We start from the raw sequence: 19,763 nt of genomic DNA on the forward strand, positions 1-19,763 counted from the left end.
TAGCGTGTCAGCCAAGGCTTGGCGACTTCTCTTGATTGATAGTCGCAACGGGTCCAACGCGAGCCCCATCGACCCCGAGTCACCTTTCCCGGAAACAAATCGAAGCATTCTATGAGCACGCTGGCCCCCCTGAACCGTACGACTTTTCGCCAGGCCTACCGCCAGGACGAAGATGCCTGCATCGCCGAACGCCTGCGTCAGGCAGCACCCGCATCTAAAGTGCATGACGAGGCACATGACCTGGCCGTCCGCCTGGTCGAGGATGCGCGTTCGCGCAAGGCCAGTGGGATCGATGCGTTCCTGCACACCTATGGCCTCGCAACTGAGGAAGGTATCGCGCTGATGTGCCTCGCCGAGGCACTCCTGCGGGTGCCCGATGCGCATACCGCGGATGCGCTAATCCGCGACAAGTTGGGCGAAATCGACTGGAGCGAACATCTGGGCGAGAGCTCGTCCACCTTCGTCAACGCCGCGACGTTCTCGCTCATGCTGACCGGCGAAGTCCTCGAAAGGCCCGAGCAGCACCAGCGTGGCATGGGCAAGACGCTCAAGCGCACGGTCAACCGGCTCGGCGAACCGGTGGTCCGCAAGGCGACGTTGCAGGCCATGCGCATCCTGGGCGGTCAATTCGTCTACGGCCGCACTATTGGCGAAGCGCTCAAGCGCGCCAAGCCCGAGCGGGCCAAGGGGCTAACCCACAGCTTCGATATGCTCGGCGAAGCCGCCATGACCTTTGCCGACGCCGAGCGTTATCGGCGCGCCTACGAAAACGCCATCGAGCGCCTGCAGGGCGAGACCGACGGCACCGTGCAGTCGAGCCCCGGCATTTCGGTCAAGCTGTCGGCGCTCTATCCGCGTTACGATGTCTTCCACCAGCAGGAGGCGACCGATGCGCTGGTGCCGATCCTGCGCGATCTCGCCGCCAAGGCGCGCGACGCCAACATGCACTTCACTATCGATGCCGAGGAAGCGGAACGGCTCGAAATTTCGCTCGACATCATCGAACAATTGATGGCCGACGACGGGCTGTTCACCAAGCCCGACGGTTCGCCCTGGAGCGGTTTCGGCATTGTAATCCAAGCCTATCAGAAACGCGCCGCGCCGCTTTGCGACTGGGTCGTCAAGCTCGCCCGCCGGCACGATCGGCGGCTGATGGTGCGGCTGGTCAAGGGTGCCTATTGGGATACCGAGATCAAGCTTAGCCAGGTGGGCGGCTATAAGGATTTTCCGGTCTTCACCCGCAAGGTGGCGACCGATGTCTCCTACCTCGCCTGCGCAGCCAAGCTGCTTGAAGCAAACGAGGTGATCTATCCGGCCTTCGCCACCCACAACGCCTATACAGTCGGCGCGGTGAAGGCGCTGGCAGGCGACAAGTCCTTCGAATTCCAGCGCCTCCACGGCATGGGCGAAGAACTTTACGACGCCCTGGCCGCCTACGAGGGCAATGAGAAAACGCCAGTGCGCATCTACGCGCCGGTCGGGGTGCACAAGGACCTGCTCGCCTATCTCGTGCGCCGCCTGCTCGAAAACGGCGCCAACAGCTCCTTCGTCAACCGTATGGCCGATGCCGAGGTCCCCGCGGCCGAACTGGCGGGCGATCCGGTCAGGGAACTGGCTGCGCTCGAACCCAAGCGGAATCCCGACATCCCGCTGCCAGGTGACATTTTTCCGGGCCGTGCCAACAGCGCGGGCACCGACTTGGCCGATCCGTTGGTCCGCGAACCGCTGCTCGAGCGGCTTGAGCGCCTGGAAAGCAAACGCTGGTATGCCGGGCCCACCTTCCCCTCCACCGAAATGGGCGAGGAAGCACCGATCAACGCCCCGCAGGACCTGACTCACGAAGTTGGCACCCGGCGCGACACCACCGAGGAAGAGGTCGCCGACGGGATTGGCCGGGCCTTGGCCATCCAGCCGGGCTGGAACGCGCTTGGTGGAGAGAAACGCGCGCTTATACTCGAGGCAGCCGCCGACCTGTTCGAAGACCATACTGACGATTTCCTGAGCCTGTGCCGGCGCGAAGCCGGCAAGACCGTGCTCGACGGGGTTCTCGAAGTGCGCGAAGCGGTCGATTTCCTGCGTTATTACGCATCCGAGGCGCGGCGCCAGTTCGCCGCCCCGATCATTCTGCCGGGACCGACCGGCGAGGAAAACCGCCTGCATCTTGCCGGGCGAGGCGTCATCGCCACCATCAGCCCGTGGAACTTCCCGCTGGCGATCTTCATTGGTCCAGCCGCCGCCGCAATGGCAGCCGGAAATACTGTGGTTGCGAAGCCCGCCGAACAGACCCCATTGATCGCCGCGCTGGCGGTACGTCTTTGCCACGAGGCGGGGATTCCCCCGGAGGTCTTCCAGCTGATGCCGGGCGCGGGGGATGTCGGACAGATGATCACCAGCGATCCGCGTATCGCCGGGGTCGCTTTCACCGGATCGACCGACACGGCGCAGGCCATCAATCGCTCGCTCGCCGCACGCGAGGGGCCGATCGCGACCCTCATCGCCGAGACCGGCGGACAAAATGCGATGATTGTCGATAGTTCGGCCCTGCCCGAGCAAGTAGCCCGCGACGTCGTCGCCTCGGCATTCCAGAGCGCCGGACAGCGCTGCTCGGCGCAGCGGATGTTGTACATCCAGGACGACGTCTACGACGAAATGCTGGAGATAATCCGCGGCGCTTTCGAGGCGCTGACAATCGGCGATCCTGCCGATTTCTCCTGCGATGTCGGGCCGGTCATTGATCCCGATGCACGCGCCGCACTCGAACGCCATGTCGCACGCCGCAAGAAGGCCGGGCGACAGGTATGGCGACGCAAGCTGCCGCGCGGTGCCGGCAAGGGCTGCTTCGTTGCGCCGACTATCATCGAGCTGGATACGATCCTCGACCTGCGGCGCGAGAACTTCGGGCCGATCCTGCATGTTGCGCGTTTCAAGGCGCACGAGCTCGACCAGGTCGTGGCCGACATCAACTCGACCGGCTTTGGCCTGACCCTCGGCCTGCACAGCCGGATCGAGGCGACAAGGCGCTTTGTCGAGGCCCGTGCGCAAGTCGGCAATTTCTACGTCAATCGCAACCAGATCGGGGCGGTAGTGGAAAGCCAGCCGTTTGGCGGAGAAGGCTTGTCCGGGACCGGTCCCAAGGCGGGTGGACCGCATTATGTCGCCCGTTTCGCCACCGAGCGGGTTGTTTGCATCGACACTACCGCTGCCGGTGGTAACGCAACCTTGCTGGCAGGCTGAGTGCAAAAGACGCCCAAGCGACTAGAATCGGGGGTTATCATACCCCGATTCGCCCGCTAAACACCGCCGTCATGGGTCGATTTCTAAAGCTGTTCGTCGCTGTTTTCGCACTGGCATGGTCGCATGCCGCCTTTGCCGAAGTGCAAATGCATTTCCACTCGGTCAACGGCTCGGTCATGTTCGGTCGTTACCCGCACGCCTTCGTGGTGCTCGAAGGCACATTGAGAGATGGCACACGGATCGACGAGAATTACGGATTCTCTGCCGAGAAGACGACGCCGGCGATCCTCAACGGCCCGGTTAAGCATGCTGTCATCAGCGAAGAAGCCAAGTTCATCCCCAAGACCAACCGGCACTTCACGATGACGCTGACCGATGCGCAATATCGTCGGATCAAACAGGAAGTCGTCGCCTGGCGCGATGCGCCGGGCAAGTATTACGACCTCGAGAAGCGCAACTGCATCCATTTCGTGGGCCGAATGGCCCAGTTGGTTGGCCTGAAGGTCGAATATCCCGACAAGATGCTGCGACGGCCCAAGAAATGGCTCGATTATGTCACGTCGCTCAACCCTCGCATCCGTACCGCCTCGTTGAACTGATCGCATCGATCAGGGGACAATCCGCGCGACGGCTTGCCGTGGCGCTCGCGCTGGGGAATGTTGCCCGTCATGGCAATTCTCAGCGACAAATGGATTCGCGAAGCAGCGACCACCCGGGGCATGATCGAACCTTTCGAGGAAGCGCAGCGGCGCGATGGCTGCATTTCGTACGGACTCAGTTCCTACGGCTATGATGCCCGGGTAGCCCCCGAGTTCAAGATATTCACCAATGTCGACAGCGCCGTGGTCGATCCCAAGGATTTCGCCAGCAACAGCTTCGTCGATCGCGAGACCGACGTGTGCGTCATTCCTCCCAATTCCTTCGCCCTGGCGCGAACGGTCGAATATTTTCGCGTGCCCGAGGACATACTGGTCATCTGCCTTGGCAAAAGCACCTATGCCCGCTGCGGTATCATTGTGAATGTCACCCCGCTCGAGCCCGGCTGGGAAGGGCATGTGACGCTGGAATTCTCTAACACCACGCCGCTGCCGGCCAAGATCTACGCCAATGAAGGCGCCTGCCAATTCCTGTTCCTGCAGGGCAACGAGCGGTGCGAGACCAGCTACAAGGATCGCGCCGGCAAATACATGGGCCAGCGCGGCGTGACCCTGCCCCGACTTTGATGCACGTCGGGAGGCGGTAACAGCCCCGGTTACCGTAGCGGCTTTGACTCAAGACCTTTGTGCGCCCAATCATGCCCACAAAGGAGAAGCTCATGTCAGACCGCGAATTCGATATCATCGTCTATGGTGCCACCGGCTACACCGGACGCCTCGTTGCCGAGCATTTCGTGCGCCATTACGGCGACCGCGACGATGCGCCGAAATGGGCGATGGCAGGACGCAGCCTCGACAAGCTGGAAGCCGTCCGCGACGAGATCGGTGCGCCAGGCACCACGCCGCTGGTGGTCGCCGATGCTGACGATCCCGACAGCCTCGAAGCGATGTGCAAGCGGACTCGCGTGGTCCTGACCACTGTTGGGCCATACCAACTCTATGGTGACGAACTGGTCGCCACCTGCGTCGCCACCGGCACGGACTATGCCGATCTTTGCGGCGAACCCGGCTGGATGCGCGAAAAGATCGACCAGCACCACGAGATGGCCAAGACCAGCGGAGCACGGATCTGTTTTTCGAGCGGGTTTGATTCAATCCCCTTCGATCTCGGCGTCTTTATGCTGCAAAAAGAAGCGCAAAAGCGTTTCGGCAAGCCGGCTTCGCGCGTGAAGGGGCGCGTTCGCGCCATGCAGGGTACGTTCTCAGGCGGCACTGCGGCCAGCCTCACCGCGACCATGAAATCGGTGGCCAAGAATCCCAAGTTGATCCCGATCCTGTCCAGCCCTTTCGGCCTTACTCCTGGCTTCGAGGGCCCCAATCAGCCTAGCGGATTGGTGCCTGAGCATGACGAAGATACCGGCAAGTGGGCTGCGCCATTCATCATGGCGACGATCAACACCAAGAACGTCCACCGCACCAATTTCCTGCTGGGCCATCCCTATGGCGAGAACTTCAAATATGACGAAATGATGCTGACCAGCCCCGGCGATGCGGGCAAGGCCGCTGCCAATGCGGTTGCGGAAATGCTCAAGAACCCGTTCGGGGCCAAGCCGCCCAAGCCCGGCGAAGGCCCGAGCAAGGAAGAACGCGAGAACGGCTTCTACGACATCCTGTTTATCGGCAAGACCGGCCACGATGGCGAGGAAATCCGTTACGGCGTGAAGGGCAAGTACGATCCGGGCTACGGCTCGACCAGCCGGATGCTCGCCGAAACCGGCATGGCCCTGCTCGATAGCAAGGCCGAAGGCGGCGTCGGCACGCCTGGTTCGTTTCTTGGCGAGGACCTAGTCAAGCGACTGGAAGAGAACGCCGAACTGACCTTCTCGGTTGAGAACTAGGGGACCAAAGGCGGGTGCCGGCCAGTGCCGGCACCCGCCTGGACCTAAAGGCTGAATCGGATGCTGGCCTGAATGTTGCGCCCGGCCAGCGGAACGTAATCCTTGGTGAAGCTGGCATGGCGACGACCGGTGACGTCGAAGATGTTCTCAGCCTTGAGCAACACGGTGACATTCTCGTTGCCGCGAAGAGGGCGCCACGCGATCGAGGCATTGACCAGCGTGAATGCGTCCGTGGCGGTTTCGAACGGTGCGGTCTGGTCCTGTCCATCGAACCACTGCACCTCGCCGCGGATGTTGATCGCATCGAAATCGGCGTCGAGGGCGCCCAACAGGCTCAGCGGCGGGATGCGCGGCAACGGGGTACCGTCATCGAGCTCGGCTTCGATAAACTCGCCACGCACATCAGCAACCAATCGCATGGGGCCGCTATCGATTAGCGGCAACTTCAGTTCGCCCTCCAGACCCCAATAGGTGGCGTCGTCCTGGCGATAGAAGAATACCGGCAGGTCATCCTGGTCCAGGCCCGTCCCGGTCAGGTAGATATAGTCGTCGAACCAGCTGTGGAACGCTGCGATGCTGACATCGACCGCCCCAAGCTTACCCCGCAGGAATGCCTCGACCCCCCAAACGCTTTCCGTTCCCAGGTTCGGATCGCCGATCTCGAAGGCCTGGGTGGCGATATGCGGTCCGTTCGACAGCAGTTCTTCAGCGCTCGGTGCGCGTTCGGCGCGGCTTGCGTTGATGCCGAACCGCAGCCCGCTTTCAGTCTCGCGCGCCAGGCTGACAGCGCCCGACAGCGTGCCGAAGGTGCGGTCGAAGCCGGTTGGCGTAGAATCGATGCTGGAGTTTTCATAGCGGCCGGCCAATTCTAGCTGCACGCCGTCAAAATCGAATTCCTGCAGGCTGAAAAGCGCCAGTTGCTCGGTGCGGTTCTTGGGCACGTAGGCTTCCGCCCCGAAGGCATCGAAATCGCGGAAATAATACTGGACGCCGGTGCCCCCGCCCCAGCCGCCGCGGCGGTTCTGGGTGAGTTCGGCACGCGCTTCGAGTCCCTGTACATCGAACACGGTGCCGACTTCGCGGCCTTCGAACTCGGTGTGGGTATAGTTGCTGAACCCCACCCGTGTGACGAAAGTATCGAGGAACCCTTCGCCGAGGTCGAGCTCTCCGCGCAGGTCAGTGCGGAACTGGCGCAGGTCGATGCTGACGAATTCCTCGCCTTCGGCTTCGCCCTCTTCTTCGCCGTGATGGCCGCCGGCGCCTGGGCGGTTAGGCACGCCATAGCGCGTATCGTACCAGCCGACAGCGACCCCGAGACTGCTCTCGCCGGAAAAGAAGGTGATCCCGCTGTTGGCGGTCCAGGTTTCGGTTGCCGTGCTCGGCACCACCTCGCGCTGGTTTGCTGCCGCGCGCAGATCGGCCGCCTCATCCACCGCGCCTTCGCCCTCTTCCTCCGCCGCTAGGTCGAGCAGGTCTTGTCGCAGCCGCGATGCGACCTGGAAGCCGGGGATCTCGAGATCATTCGAGTTGCGATACGAGCCGTCGACATGGAACGCGAAGCTTGGCCCCAACGGCAGGTCGAGCGACAACCCGGCCTCGCGCGTATCGAGCGCGGTATCGGCGCGGACCAGCCCATCGAGGTGGAACGGTTCTTCCAATTGGCGGCGCGGGATGCGCTTGTCGATAATATTGACTGCCCCGCCGATAGCCTGGCTGCCGTAAAGCAACACCGCCGGGCCGCGCAGCACCTCGATGCTTTCAGCGGTCAAGGGATCGATAGTGACGGCGTGGTCGACCGAGGTGTTGGAGACGTCGATTGCGCCCAACCCATCGACCAGCACACGCACCCGCTCACCTGAAAAGCCGCGCAGGACCGGGCGCGACGATCCGGGCGCAAAACCGGTGGCGCTGACCCCGGGTAGCTTGACCAGCGTCTCGCCGATCGTGCCCTCGAGAGAGCGTTGCAATTCAAACCCCTCGACGATGGAAGTGCCCGCGAGAACATCTAACTGGGTCAGGCCAGTCGCCGTGACGACGATTTCGGGTGGCCCATCACGCCGGCGATCGTGAAAATCGTCATCGGATTGCTCGCGCGCAGCCGGCTCCTGTTGTTGTCCGTCCTGGGCCGACACTGGCGTGGCAGCGAGCAAGGTGGCGATGACAACGGACGAAGCGGTAAGGTATGGGGCAAATGACTTTGAAGACATCGTGATTCTGGTTTCCTGACAGGACTTGGCTGCCTCATGCCCGGCCCGACCTGAACCGGAGCCGAAGATCATGATACGAAATATCATTCCTGCTGGTTCCAAGAACAAGGTTGGCAGCGCAATGCAAGCTCGAAACAGCCGAAAGCACCCTGATGCGGGTGATTCGCGCAGTCGCGCTATGATGTCTGGAAGAAAATGGAGCGGGCGAGGCGATTCGAACGCCCGACCCCAACCTTGGCAAGGTTGTGCTCTACCCCTGAGCTACGCCCGCTCACTGGCGCTCAATGACGTGACCTCGAAAATGGTCCTCGTCACTGGGGAAGCGGGCGATTAGCAGCGCCCCCTGCCCCTCGCAAGGGGAAAATTCGATTCCGCACCCGCCCTTCACAAATCCGCCAAAAGCCCCACATTGCCGAGGCACCGAATCGCAATTCAACAGCGCACATCAAGGAGAAGGTTCTTGGCCAGCATGGGTCTCAATATCGACGAACAGAAGGCTGTCGACCGCTTCCGCAAACAGGTGGTCGAACCGTCGATGTCGAAGCTGGTCATCCTCGACTTCTGGGCCGAATGGTGCGGTCCGTGCAAGGCGCTAACCCCGACTCTCGAGAAGGTGGCGGCCGAATATGCCGACAAGGGTGTGGTGCTGGAAAAGGTCAATGTCGACGAGGAACAGTTCATCGCCGCGCAATTCCAGGTCAAGTCGATCCCGACGGTGTATGCAATGTTTCAGGGGCAGCCAGTTGCCGACCTGACACCGGCGCGCACCGAATCACAGTTGAAGCAGTCGATCGACCAGATCCTCGCCCAGCTGCCGATCCAGCCCGGTGAGGATGGCGCCACCCCGCAAGGGCCGTCGGACGAGGAAATCGCGCAGTTCATCGCCATGGGCGAAAAGGCTCTCGGCGATGGCGATGCCGAGCGCGCCGCCGGCATTTTCCAGCAGGTCGTCGAAATGGCTCCGACAAATGCCGCGGCGATGTCCGGGTATTTGCGCGCCCTCATCGAGGCCGGCCATGCCGAACAGGCCCAGGCCATGCTCGACCAGATGCCCGAAGACGTTGCCCAGGACCCGGCGATCGAGCGCGCCCGGGCCGCACTGGAGCTCGCCGGAAAGAAAGTCGATGACGGCGAATTGGCCGCCTTGCGCGAGAAAGCCGCCGCAAATCCGCAGGACATGGAAGTGCGACATGCTTTTGCCGAAGCGGCCTTTGCCGCCGGTGATCGCGACGCCGCCGCCGACGAGTTGCTGGGCATGATCGAAGCCGACCGCGATTGGAACGAGGGTGCGGCACGCAGCCGCCTGTTGCAGATCTTCGAGGCCATCGGGCTGGAGGACGAGTGGGTCGTTGCTACGCGCCGCCGCCTTTCCAAACTGCTGTTCGGGTAGGCGACGCGGCTATGCGCCTGTCCATATTCCCCCTCTCAGGCGCGATCCTGTTTCCCGGCTTGCAATTGCCGCTGCACATTTTCGAACCCCGCTATCGCGCTCTGGTTGGCGATGCGCTGGCGCGTGACCGCCGGATCGCCATGATCCAGCCGCAGGAGGCGCGTGATGGCGCACCGCTCTATACGATCGGTTGCGTTGGCAAGATTGAAGAGATCGAGGCGCTCGACGACGGACGCTACAACCTGATCCTTGACGGCGAGAGCCGCTTCAAGGTTCTGCGCGAACTCGATGTCGAAACCCCGTTCCGCCAGATCGAGGCCGAACTGATCCCCGAAGATGGCGACCAGGTGCTGAGCCACATCGAGCGCGCCGGCTTCGAACGCGAGGCCCGCCGGTTTGCCGATGCGCAGGGCTATTCGGTCGATTGGGATTCGGTCCAGAACCTCGATGACCAATCGCTTATCAACGGGGTTTCCCAGATTGCCCCGTTCGACCAGGCCAGCAAGCAGGCACTGCTAGAAGCGCCCGATCTTGCGGCGCGCTGCGAGTTGCTGATCCAGTTGATGTATTTCTTCGGTCGCCGCGATGGCGATGACGACAAGGTTACCCTGCAGTAGGGTTCAGCCCGAAACTGCCGATAAGACCATCGATAACATATTGGGTGGCCAGTGCTGCAAGCAGCACCCCGAGCAGGCGGGTGATGACTGCCTCCACCCGATCGCCCAGCACACGGATGAGCGGGCGCGCGGCGACAAGCGCGACCGCAGTAAGCAGCAGGACCGCGCCGAGCGCCCCGAACACGACAAGCGACTGGTCCAGTCCGTCGGCCTCGTTCATCAGCAGCATGACAGCCGCGATGGCCCCTGGACCTGCCAGCATCGGCATCGCCATAGGGAAGACCGAGACATCCTCCACCTCGGGTGTGGCGGCTACGCGCTCGGCCCGCTCCTCTCGCCGCTGGGTGCGTTTTTCGAACACCATTTCAAAGGCGATGAAGAACAGCATCAGCCCGCCGGCGATGCGAAAACTGTCGAGCTCGATATGCAGCGCACCGAGCAGGTCTTCACCGAAAAGTGCGAAGATCAGCAGGATGACCGACGCGATCACCGTAGCGCGAATCGCCATGCTTCGCGCCTGCAAAGGCGTCGCGCCCTTGGTCAGCCCTGCATAGATCGGCGCACAACCAGGCGGGTCGATGACGACAAAGAGCGTGATGAAGGCGGAGATGAAGAGTTCGATCATAGCTTACTCAGAAGCCGGAGCCGCGACCGTGCTTTCGAGCATCAGCCGTTTCTCACCGTTTTGCCACAAGTAGACGCGCAACAGGCGCGAAAGATCCGGTTCGACGCTAGCTGCCCATTCGAGCGTACTGTCACGCGATTTGCCTGCATAGGCGCGAAACCCGGTGGCAGGATTTGAGATCGGGTCTGCCATTTCCGCCAGCACTTCGTCGCAGTCGGCAATTTCAGTGGAGATTACATCGGGTTCGACCAGCGGTTCTATCAGCTCGTCGCCCTGGTCCAGAACCCATTTGTATTCGCCGTCTCTCTGGCGCTTCCACAGGGTGGTGAAATAGCCGTGCGTACCATCAGGACGCTGCCATGCGCCCCTGGTCGCGGCGAGCGAACCATCGCAGCTCATCCAGACTTCGTGCGGCTGCCATTGAACAGGGGCTGGTGGATCGTTCTGCTGGCGCAGCCAGTCACGCGCGACGACTGCTTGCGGCACGAACATCACCGCGTCGTCCGTCGCGAATTCGCGGAATGCGGTCCATTGCCCCTTCTCGCGCGCCATCCGGGCGAAGGCGATCTCGGCCGCCACGATCTTGCCCGGCGATGCCACGTCGCGCACTATCCGCTCACGATAATCGCGCGGACCGGCGCAGGCGGCGAGGGCAAAACACGCCAAGAAGGCCGTTAGAATTCTCAAATCGCATCCTCGGGCAGGTCGATGTTTTCGTTGCGATGGGCTGCGACAACGGTGTTGCGCAGCAGCACGGCAATGGTCATTGGGCCTACCCCGCCCGGCACCGGAGTGATCGCTCCTGCTTTTTGCTGTGCGCCAGCAAAATCGACGTCGCCGACCAGCCGACCCTTTTCCTTGCCTGGTTCGGGCGGAAGCCGGTTGATACCGACATCAATGATGGTCGCACCATCCTTCAGCCAGTCGGGCTGGACCATCTCTGCGCGGCCGACAGCAGCGACGACGATATCGGCGCGGCGCACCACTTCGGGCAGATTCTTTGTCCGGCTGTGGGCGATGGTGACGGTCGCATTGGCGTCGAGCAGCAATTGCGCCATCGGCTTGCCGACGATGTTGGAGCGACCGATCACGACCGCCTCAAGCCCCGAGAGATCTCCCAGCCTGTCGGTCAACAACATCATGCACCCCAGCGGCGTGCAGGGCACGAAACTGCGCTGGCCGACCGCTAGCCGACCGGCATTGATCACGTGGAAGCCGTCGACGTCCTTGTCGGGCGCGATTGCCGCGATCACGGCCTGCTCGTCGATATGGTCGGGCAGCGGGAGCTGGACCAGGATACCGTCGACGGCCGGATCGGCGTTCAGCTTTTCGACCAGGGCAAGCAGGTCCGCTTCTTCGGTATCGTCGGGCAGCCTGTGCTCGAAGCTCTCCATATTGGCTTCGATCGTGGCCTTGCCCTTGCTGCGGACATAGACTTGGCTGGCAGGATCCTCGCCCACGAGCACCACGGCAAGGCCGGGCTTGCGACCGGCTTTCTCGGCAAAGGAAGCGGCGAATTCGCCGACCCGCTCGCGCAGGCGCGCGGCGAAGGCTTTTCCGTCAATGATCTGTGCGGTCATAGGTTCGCAATGGCGGCATTCTCGAGCACGATCAACATGACCTGCAACAGAATGATGACGACGAGCGGCGAGAAGTCGATCGCTCCAGTGCTCGGCAGCACGCGACGGATCGGATTGAGAATAGGTTCGAGCAGCGCGTTGATCGATTGATATATCTGCACCACGAAAGCGTTCGACTGGTTGATGACATTAAAAGCCAGCAGCAGTCCGATTACGAACTGGACGATCACCAGCATGATGAAGGCGCTCGCGAGCACGCTGACAATCTGGTAAAGTGTATATAAAACCACGGTTTTTCCTGCCTTTCGAGCAAGTTTCGGGGCGGCTGTTCGGGTAGGTATCTATCCGAGTCTGCCTAGGTGTATCAACCACATAATACGCATGGGCCGCCGGTCAACGGGACAGCTCAGGCCGCCGCCGGACTTTCGGCGCTGATGAGCGTACCAGCGCCTCGTGCAGTGAAGAATTCCAGAAGCATCGCATGGGCGACGCGGCCATCGAGCACCACCGCAGCATCGCAACCAGACTCGACCGCGTGGACGCAGGTTTCCAGCTTGGGGATCATGCCGCCACTGATCGTGCCATCGGCCTTGAGTTCAGCAATCCGCGCAGGTGACAGATCGGTGAGCAATTCGCCGTCTTTTCCCAGCACTCCCTCGACATCGGTGAGGAGAAACAGCCGCGCCGCGCCCAGCGCCGCCGCGATAGCCCCGGCCATGGTGTCGGCGTTGATATTGTAGGTCTCGCCGTCGACCCCCGCCCCGATTGGCGCAACCACCGGGATCATTCCGGCAGTGACGGCGGTATCGAGGATGGTGGTGTCGATCACGCTTGGTTCGCCAACGAAACCCAGATCGACCACTCGCTCGATATTGCTTTCCGGGTCTTTGGTCGTGCGCTGAACCTTGGTGGCGGTAACAAGACCGCCATCCTTGCCTGATACACCCATGGCCTTGCCACCGGCCTGGACGATCCAGCCGACCAGCTGTTTGTTGATCGCGCCCGACAGTACCATCTCGGCGACTTCGGCGGTCTGCCTGTCAGTCACGCGCAGTCCGTCGACAAAAGTGCTTTCAACGCCGAGCTTTTCGAGCATCGCGCCGATCTGCGGGCCGCCGCCATGCACCACCACAGGATTGATTCCGACCGCCTTGAGCAGGACGATGTCCTCGGCAAACTCTCTTGCTGCCTGCGGGTTGCCCATGGCGTGGCCGCCATATTTGACCACGAATGTACGGCCAGCGTAGCGCTGGAAATAGGGCAGCGCCTCGATCAGCACTTCGGCCTTGGCCAGCATCTGTGAATTGTCGGACCGGTCAGCCACGCACATTGCTCCTCGCAAACTCAGGCTGCCCGTAGCCGAGGAATCAGCGTGGCGAAAGTGCGCCCATCGCAACCAGGCGCCGCGGTTAGTCCAGCCGGAAGGGCCGCGAGGACAAGATCTCGCCGGGTTCGTAGGTTGCGAGGCGCTCATCGCGTTCGATCAGGATCGCCTCGATATCCTCGCGGGAGGCTTCCAACGCCAGCGTCAGCCAGCGACCGACCCCGGCAATGCCCTGTTTCTCTCCCGCCCTGTCGAGCCGCAGTTGGTCGAGGCGAGCGATAATGGCTTCAGCGGGCATTGCGTAATCGTCAGTGATCCGGTGGGCAACGGTCGACCATTCGGTCGGAAGCCCGTCAGTGTCGAAACCCAGGCTGGCAACATGAACCACCGCAGGAGCATCGCTTTCCTTGGGTTTCGCCATGGGATTCACCCCCGCAAAGGCGGAAAGCGGGAGGAAGATATGGAAATGCCCGTGCTCGGACTCGCCGCGCTGCTCGGGCGGGTGGGCATGATAATACCAGCGCGCGCCGCTCACCGGGTCGATGGCGTCGCCCGGCGGATAATGCGTCCACTGCTGAAACTTGGAGCGATCTTCCGGCAGCACCCTCGTAATCAGCGGGGTGCCCTGGCGGGCCATGTCCCCGCTGATCGCAAGAAGCGTTTGGCGTGCCCTAGCTGGCATCGGCCCCTGTGCCATCAGCTACCTCTGCCGGGGCTTCGTCCTTGTGAGCCCCGCAGGCTCCGCAACCGGCGCCTTCGCCATTATGCGCCTTGCAGCTATAGGCTGAGCAAGCACCGCAGGCACCGCAAATTGCGTCACACGCGGCAAGGCCGGGGGCTGCAAGCGCGAGACCGCCGGCCACCTTCAACAGTGATGCAAGTTTGCCCTTCGCCATGATCTTCTCCTTTTCGTTTTGATCGTTTGCCGGTTCGTGGCGAGCGCCACGCGGGTTACACCGAGCACCTGGGCCTTGCGGCGCTCCCCAAGGGGTAATGATCTTGCTAGGAAGCTCCCATGCGGCGCAGTTTCAGTTCCAGGGGGCGAGGTCGCCGGGTGAAACCCTGGCTTTTCTGGCTGGCGACAGCGGTGATGCTTGCCGCCACCTGGTGGCTGATTGGGCGTCCAGCCGCGCGAGGAGATGCCACCAGTATCGAACACCAATGGACCATTTGCGGACAAGGCCGCAGCGCCGCCTGTGTCGTCGACGGCGATACGGTGGCCATTGGCAATCGGCGTATCCGCCTGACCGGATATGACGCGCCCGAACTCGACGGTGCCTGCGCCGAGGAAAGCGCCCGTGCCCGTGATGCCCGCGCCCGCTTGGCCGATTGGTTGAACCGGGGTCCCGTCCTTGTCGACGGCGGCAATTCTCCGCCGCGTGATCGATATGGGCGTGAGCTTCGCGCCGCGCGGCGTATCACACCCGATGGCGAGGAATGGCTGGCAGACTGGATGGTTGAGCGCGGTCTTGCCGAGGGTGATGGATGGACCGCCGCTCGAGTGGACTGGTGCGAATAAATCCAGCGCTGAACCGGTCAGTATGCATTCCTGCTTGGCTTGCAGCGAAGCCGGTGCCACGCTGACGCCATGAACAACACGATCCTTCGCTTCGCGGGCATAGCCCCCTTCCTGCTGCTCGGCTGCACGGACACCGAACCTGCCGAAACCGAAAATCCCTATGATGCTTTCTGGAGCAATCTTTCGAGCCATTGCGGCAAGGCCTATAACGGCACCCTGACCAGCAAAGACGAGGTCGATGTTGCCTTTCGCGATGCCGAACTGGTGATGCATGTGCGCGAGTGCAGCGACACCGAGATCAGGGTTCCGTTTCACGTGCGCGAAGCCGGCGGTGAATGGGACCGATCGCGTACATGGGTCTTCACCCGCACCGACAAGGGGCTCCGGCTGAAGCACGACCATCGTCATGCCGACGGTGCACCCGACGCGGTTACCATGTATGGCGGAGATACATCGATGGGCGGCACCGGGCGGCGACATAGCTTTCCCGTCGACCGCGAAAGCATCGAGATGTTCAAGCGCGAAGGCCTCGACGCCTCCGTGACCAATGTCTGGTCAGTGGGCGTCGACCCGGCCAGCGATCCCGAGGCCAAGTTCTCCTATCGACTGCAGCGCAAACAGGCTGGCGGTGCACCAGAGGACCGCGATTTTCGCGTCGAGTTCGATGCTACCAAGCCGGCCACGCCACCTCCGGCACCATGGGGATCTGAAGACGCGCCCAGCAGCTAGGCTGAGGGCGCATCCATCACTGCGTCCAGCTCCGACGCGAGCGACGTGAAATCCGCATGGCCTGTCACGGGTTGCACTCTCTCCACCCAAAGGTTGTCGATCCGCTCGGCAATTGCTGGCGGCAGGACCCGTGAGTCGCTGCCGGCTGCCTGGACCTTGCTGGAATCGCTGCTGGCGGGAATGCCGAGCTTTTCCTCCATGACAGCACAGACCATGGCATCGTCAAAGCGGTCCATGTAATCGCGCATGAAAGCGCGGTCGGTCATGATTTCGATGGTTGCGATTCCCTCTCCCTTGACCGAAAGGTCAAGGAATGCGGCCATGCGTGCGATCATCTCCCGCCTGTTCCTTGCCGCCCAGCGATAGGTTGTCAGCAGCGTATCGGGTTCATCGCGGCGAGCCCACCAACTCAGCAGATGGGTGGCGTAGTCGCATCCGCCGGGGCCGCCGCTCATGAAAAGATCCCAGAATTCTTCCAACGGCAAGGCGCCGCGCTCGATATGCCAACCGTCAAAAAAGCGATGAAAAGAGACGTAGCATTCCTTCGGGTCCCGCAGGGTAACGACATAGCGCTGGCCCGCAGGAAGCCGCTCATATTCGCGGTGCGACTTGAAACCGCGCGGCAATGCCCGTTGTGGGGCCGTCATGTCGAGGTCGAGCATCATCGCCGTATCCTCCCACGGCGTCATACGGCTGATGTCATCGAAATCCATGTCACCCCTGCCGGATGATGCAACCATGCGTAGCTGGTGGAACATCTGCTGCATCATCGTGGTACCGCTCTTGGCCCAACTAGCGATGAAGACATCGCGCGGACCGTCGTCTCCGGGCGGGGCATAGGGCTTGAAATGCACAGGTTCATGCGCGTGCAGCGCGGCCATGTTCTGACCGAACTCCTCGACAGTGCGCGCGCGGCGCCCCAGTCCACCATTCATCGCAGCAAGCTCCTTCATGCCTTCAGGAGCGACCCGGTGGGGATGCTGGCAGACAACGCAACCTCCGGCAAGATAGCGAAAAAGCGTAGGGCAAGCCGGTTTCAGCATCGTGGCAAGGCGCGTTCCCCCTTCCGATGCGCGGCTTCATGTGCAAAGGCGCGCGCAACAAGCCAGGACGTGTGAGTGATGACCCAACTTTTGAAAATCAGCCTGCCCGATGGTTCGGTGCGCGAAGTGGAACTGGGTGCAACCCCGGCCGATATCGCCGCTGCGATCGGCCCCGGTCTTGCGAAGGCCGCGCTTGCCGCGAAGGTCGATGGCGAAGTGCGCGATCTCGAACGCCCGTTCGAAGGCGATGCCGAATTGGCGCTGATCACCGCCCGCGACGAAGCCGATGCGCTTGAACTGGTGCGGCACGATTTCGCGCACGTCCTAGCCGAGGCGGTTCAGGCACTGTGGCCGGGCACCCAGATCACCTTCGGCCCGGCGACCGACGATGGCTTTTATTACGACGTAAAGGCTCCCGAGACGCGCGAACCGTTCGGCATGGACGACCTGCCCGCGATCGAAGAAAAAATGCGCGAGATCATCAAGGCCGACAAGCCGCTGCGGCGCGAGGTCTGGAGCCGCGAGCAATTGATCGAAAAGTGGAAAGCCGAAGGCGAGACCTTCAAGGCCGAATGGGCCCAGGAACTGCCCGAGGACGAGGAACTGACGGTCTATTGGTCGGGCGAACCTGGCTCGGACGGGGCCTGGCTCGACATGTGTCGCGGGCCCCACCTGCCCAGCACCGGCAAACTCGATCCGCAGGCATTCAAGCTGATGCGCGTTGCCGGGGCCTACTGGCGCGGCGACCAGCGCAATCCTCAGCTTACCCGCATCTATGGCACTGGCTGGCTCAACAAGAAGCAGTTGGCCGCCCATCTGCACCGGCTGGAAGAAGCCGCCAAGCGTGACCATCGCAAGCTGGGGCGCGAAATGGACCTGTTCCATTTGCAGGAGGAGGCCCATGGCAGCGTCTTCTGGCATCCGCAGGGCTACAAGATCTGGCGCGAGCTCGAGGCCTATATGCGTCGCAAGATGGACGGTGCCGGCTATCAGGAGATCAAGACCCCGCAGGTCATGGACGCGCGCCAGTGGGAGCAATCGGGCCACTGGGGCAAGTATCGCGAGAACATGTTCGTCATTCCCGACGAGGTGCCCAATACCGAAGACGAGGGCGAACTGGTCTCGCGGGATGTCGACTGGATGGCGCTCAAGCCGATGAACTGTCCGGCGCACGTGCTGGTCTTCAAGCAGGGCATCACGTCCTATCGGGACCTACCGATCCGGCTGGGCGAGATGGGCTGCTGCCACCGCAACGAACCGCATGGTGCGCTGCACGGGTTGATGCGGGTGCGCCAGTTCACGCAGGACGATGCCCATATCTTCTGCACCGAAGACCAGATTGTTGGCGAAGTGCGCCGATTCTGCGAATTGGCCGACCGCGTCTACCAGGATTTCGGATTCACCTATCACATCAAGCTGGCGCTGCGGCCCGAACAGCGGTTCGGGTCCGATGCCGACTGGGACAAGGCCGAGCAGGAGCTGCGTGACGCCGTATTCGAGGCTGGCATGGCGACGGATGATTATGGCTGGGAAGAGCTGCCCGGCGAAGGCGCGTTCTATGCGCCCAAGCTCGAATGGCATCTCACCGACGCCATCGGCCGCACCTGGCAGGTTGGCACGATCCAGTCGGACCGCGTGCTGCCCGAACGGCTCGATGCGGCCTATATCGGCGAGGATGGCGACAAGCATCGCCCTGTCATGCTGCACCGCGCCATCTTCGGCTCCTACGAGCGCTTCATCGGCATCATTATCGAGCATTTCGCCGGACGCTTGCCCGTGTGGCTGGCTCCAACACAGGCGGTTGTGGCGACGATCGTCTCCGACGCCGACGAGTACGCCAAGGACGTGGTCGCTACGCTCGAGAAGGCCGGCATTCGGGTCGAGGGCGATCTGCGCAACGAGAAGATCAACTTCAAGGTGCGCGAGCATTCGGTTGCCAAGGTCCCGCACATGCTGGTGGTCGGCAAGCGCGAAGCGGAAGAAGGCACCGTTGCGGTCCGCACTCTGGGCGACAAGGAGCAACAGGTGATGAGCCTCGACGAGGCTGTCGCCATGCTGAAATCGGCGGCAACGCCGCCCGATCTCGCTTAGGCGCAAAGCTCATGGAACTGCTGGCAGGCTTCAGCGCGCTCCAGATTGTTGTCGCGGCGCTTGCGACCTTTGCGTCGGCTTTCGTGCGCGGACTAACCGGGTTCGGCATGGCGATCCTGCTGGTGCCGGTGCTGGCGCTAGCATTGTCGCCGGTCGAAGCCGTTTTGACGGTCAATTTCCTCGCCCTGTTCATCGGGTTGAGCGAGATACGCTTGTTCCTTCAACATGCCGAGCGTTCGGCCTGGGTCATCGGCGCACTGGTGGTGCTGACTACCGCGCCGGGACTTGTCGCGCTGGCCGCGACTCCGCCCGATATCGCCCGTCTGTTGATCGCGCTGGTGGCGCTGTCTGCGTTCGTGGCCATCCTGTTTCCCACCCGCCCAGAGACGGCACCGGGTCCGCTCACGACCGGTGCTACCGGCATAGCCAGTGGCCTGTTGACGGGGTTTTCCGGCATGCCCGGTCCGCCGGTCGTGCCCTATTATGTCGGGCGCAAGATCCCGCGCATCGTCGCCAAGGCATCCATGCTGTTGATCTTCACGATCGCGGCCATGGCAGGCCTTGGTTCGGGACTTGCCATCGGAGTGCTCGAATGGCGCCTGCTCGGCCTAGCGCTGATGCTGTTCCCGGTCGTGCTGGCCGGCAATTGGGTGGGGGCACACGCATCGGGCCGGGTCAGCGACTTTGCATGGCGTGCGTTCACGGGATTCGTATTGGGGGCAGCCGCAATCGCGGCGCTGGTCAAGCTGGCGCAGTAATCACCCGAGCGATCAGAATGGCTGCCAACTCGCCGCGAAGATGAGGCTGAACGCGCAGGCACACACAATCGCCCCGCGCAGCTCTTCGGCGGCAGTATGGGCGATGGCGATCGCGCGAGCATGTGTCATACCCTGCAAGGTGACGGCTTCGC

19 protein-coding genes and 1 tRNA gene are annotated in these 19,763 nt (G+C 62.3%); 10 read left to right on the top strand and 10 right to left on the bottom strand.

Features of this window, described 5'->3' with window-relative positions; genetic code table 11:
* Positions 1 to 111: 111 nt before the first annotated feature.
* The 4 genes from putA (at position 112) to ACXYL9_RS00410 (ending at position 5,728) form a co-directional block, all read left to right on the top strand.
* Positions 112 to 3,234: a bifunctional proline dehydrogenase/L-glutamate gamma-semialdehyde dehydrogenase PutA gene (gene putA / locus ACXYL9_RS00395; RefSeq protein WP_459037609.1), complete on the top strand. Its 3,123-nt coding sequence runs from the start codon at positions 112 to 114 to the stop codon at positions 3,232 to 3,234.
* A 71-nt stretch (positions 3,235 to 3,305) separates the two neighbouring features.
* Positions 3,306 to 3,833, top strand: coding sequence for a hypothetical protein (locus ACXYL9_RS00400; protein ID WP_459037610.1), 528 nt, complete (start codon positions 3,306 to 3,308; stop codon positions 3,831 to 3,833).
* Positions 3,834 to 3,902: 69 nt separating this feature from the next.
* On the top strand, positions 3,903 to 4,457 hold the full coding sequence (gene dcd / locus ACXYL9_RS00405; RefSeq protein ID WP_459037611.1) for a dCTP deaminase: 555 nt from the start codon (positions 3,903 to 3,905) through the stop codon (positions 4,455 to 4,457).
* A 92-nt stretch (positions 4,458 to 4,549) separates the two neighbouring features.
* Positions 4,550 to 5,728, top strand: coding sequence for a saccharopine dehydrogenase family protein (locus tag ACXYL9_RS00410; protein ID WP_459037612.1), 1,179 nt, complete (start codon positions 4,550 to 4,552; stop codon positions 5,726 to 5,728).
* A gap of 44 nt (positions 5,729 to 5,772) precedes the next feature.
* Here the strand turns inward: ACXYL9_RS00410 and ACXYL9_RS00415 are convergent, their stop codons facing one another.
* Entirely contained in the window at positions 5,773 to 8,022 is a 2,250-nt protein-coding gene (locus ACXYL9_RS00415; RefSeq protein WP_459037613.1) for a TonB-dependent receptor, read from the bottom strand.
* A gap of 109 nt (positions 8,023 to 8,131) precedes the next feature.
* Positions 8,132 to 8,206, bottom strand: a tRNA-Gly gene (locus tag ACXYL9_RS00420).
* Between the two features lie 198 nt (positions 8,207 to 8,404).
* Here ACXYL9_RS00420 and ACXYL9_RS00425 point away from each other — a divergent pair.
* A complete protein-coding gene (locus tag ACXYL9_RS00425) occupies positions 8,405 to 9,325 on the top strand; it encodes a tetratricopeptide repeat protein (protein WP_459039829.1) in 921 nt (306 codons plus the stop codon).
* A gap of 11 nt (positions 9,326 to 9,336) precedes the next feature.
* On the top strand, positions 9,337 to 9,942 hold the full coding sequence (locus ACXYL9_RS00430) for an LON peptidase substrate-binding domain-containing protein (RefSeq protein WP_459037614.1): 606 nt from the start codon (positions 9,337 to 9,339) through the stop codon (positions 9,940 to 9,942).
* Here ACXYL9_RS00430 and ACXYL9_RS00435 read toward each other — a convergent pair.
* The 7 genes from ACXYL9_RS00435 to ACXYL9_RS00465 form a co-directional block, all read right to left on the bottom strand.
* The gene (locus tag ACXYL9_RS00435; RefSeq protein WP_459037615.1) at positions 9,929 to 10,567 is read right to left on the bottom strand and encodes a MarC family protein; all 639 of its coding nucleotides are present in this window, start codon (positions 10,565 to 10,567) and stop codon (positions 9,929 to 9,931) included. The two genes, ACXYL9_RS00430 and ACXYL9_RS00435, sit on opposite strands and share 14 nt — an antisense overlap.
* A 3-nt stretch (positions 10,568 to 10,570) precedes the next feature.
* Positions 10,571 to 11,254: a Cif family virulence factor gene (locus ACXYL9_RS00440; RefSeq protein WP_459037616.1), complete on the bottom strand. Its 684-nt coding sequence runs from the start codon at positions 11,252 to 11,254 to the stop codon at positions 10,571 to 10,573.
* Complete coding sequence (gene folD, locus ACXYL9_RS00445) at positions 11,251 to 12,147, bottom strand: bifunctional methylenetetrahydrofolate dehydrogenase/methenyltetrahydrofolate cyclohydrolase FolD (RefSeq protein ID WP_459037617.1); 897 nt, start codon at positions 12,145 to 12,147, stop codon at positions 11,251 to 11,253. The genes ACXYL9_RS00440 and folD overlap by 4 nt, the downstream gene beginning before the upstream one ends.
* Positions 12,144 to 12,437 carry a YggT family protein gene (locus tag ACXYL9_RS00450; RefSeq protein ID WP_459037618.1) on the bottom strand — a complete coding sequence of 98 codons (294 nt, stop codon included), beginning with the start codon at positions 12,435 to 12,437 and terminating at the stop codon, positions 12,144 to 12,146. Before ACXYL9_RS00450 ends, folD begins: the two co-directional genes overlap by 4 nt.
* A gap of 116 nt (positions 12,438 to 12,553) precedes the next feature.
* Positions 12,554 to 13,477, bottom strand: coding sequence for an acetylglutamate kinase (gene argB / locus ACXYL9_RS00455; RefSeq protein ID WP_459037619.1), 924 nt, complete (start codon positions 13,475 to 13,477; stop codon positions 12,554 to 12,556).
* Between the two features lie 79 nt (positions 13,478 to 13,556).
* Positions 13,557 to 14,168, bottom strand: a complete 612-nt coding sequence (locus tag ACXYL9_RS00460; protein ID WP_459037620.1) for a DUF6969 family protein — start codon at positions 14,166 to 14,168, stop codon at positions 13,557 to 13,559.
* Positions 14,143 to 14,367, bottom strand: a complete 225-nt coding sequence (locus ACXYL9_RS00465) for a hypothetical protein (protein ID WP_459037621.1) — start codon at positions 14,365 to 14,367, stop codon at positions 14,143 to 14,145. The genes ACXYL9_RS00460 and ACXYL9_RS00465 overlap by 26 nt, the downstream gene beginning before the upstream one ends.
* A 158-nt stretch (positions 14,368 to 14,525) precedes the next feature.
* Here ACXYL9_RS00465 and ACXYL9_RS00470 point away from each other — a divergent pair, with 158 nt between their 5' ends.
* Positions 14,526 to 14,990, top strand: a complete 465-nt coding sequence (locus tag ACXYL9_RS00470; RefSeq protein WP_459037622.1) for a thermonuclease family protein — start codon at positions 14,526 to 14,528, stop codon at positions 14,988 to 14,990.
* Between the two features lie 69 nt (positions 14,991 to 15,059).
* The gene (locus ACXYL9_RS00475) at positions 15,060 to 15,719 is read left to right on the top strand and encodes a hypothetical protein (protein WP_459037623.1); all 660 of its coding nucleotides are present in this window, start codon (positions 15,060 to 15,062) and stop codon (positions 15,717 to 15,719) included.
* Here ACXYL9_RS00475 and ACXYL9_RS00480 read toward each other — a convergent pair.
* A complete protein-coding gene (locus ACXYL9_RS00480; protein WP_459037624.1) occupies positions 15,716 to 16,672 on the bottom strand; it encodes a sulfotransferase domain-containing protein in 957 nt (318 codons plus the stop codon). The two genes, ACXYL9_RS00475 and ACXYL9_RS00480, sit on opposite strands and share 4 nt — an antisense overlap.
* 168 nt (positions 16,673 to 16,840) lie before the next feature.
* Between ACXYL9_RS00480 and thrS the strand changes: the two genes are divergently transcribed.
* Entirely contained in the window at positions 16,841 to 18,853 is a 2,013-nt protein-coding gene (gene thrS / locus ACXYL9_RS00485; protein WP_459039830.1) for a threonine--tRNA ligase, read from the top strand.
* A gap of 11 nt (positions 18,854 to 18,864) precedes the next feature.
* On the top strand, positions 18,865 to 19,611 hold the full coding sequence (locus ACXYL9_RS00490; RefSeq protein ID WP_459037625.1) for a TSUP family transporter: 747 nt from the start codon (positions 18,865 to 18,867) through the stop codon (positions 19,609 to 19,611).
* Positions 19,612 to 19,763: the final 152 nt, after the last annotated feature.

The sequence above is a fragment of the Qipengyuania sp. CAU 1752 genome, from assembly GCF_054482615.1.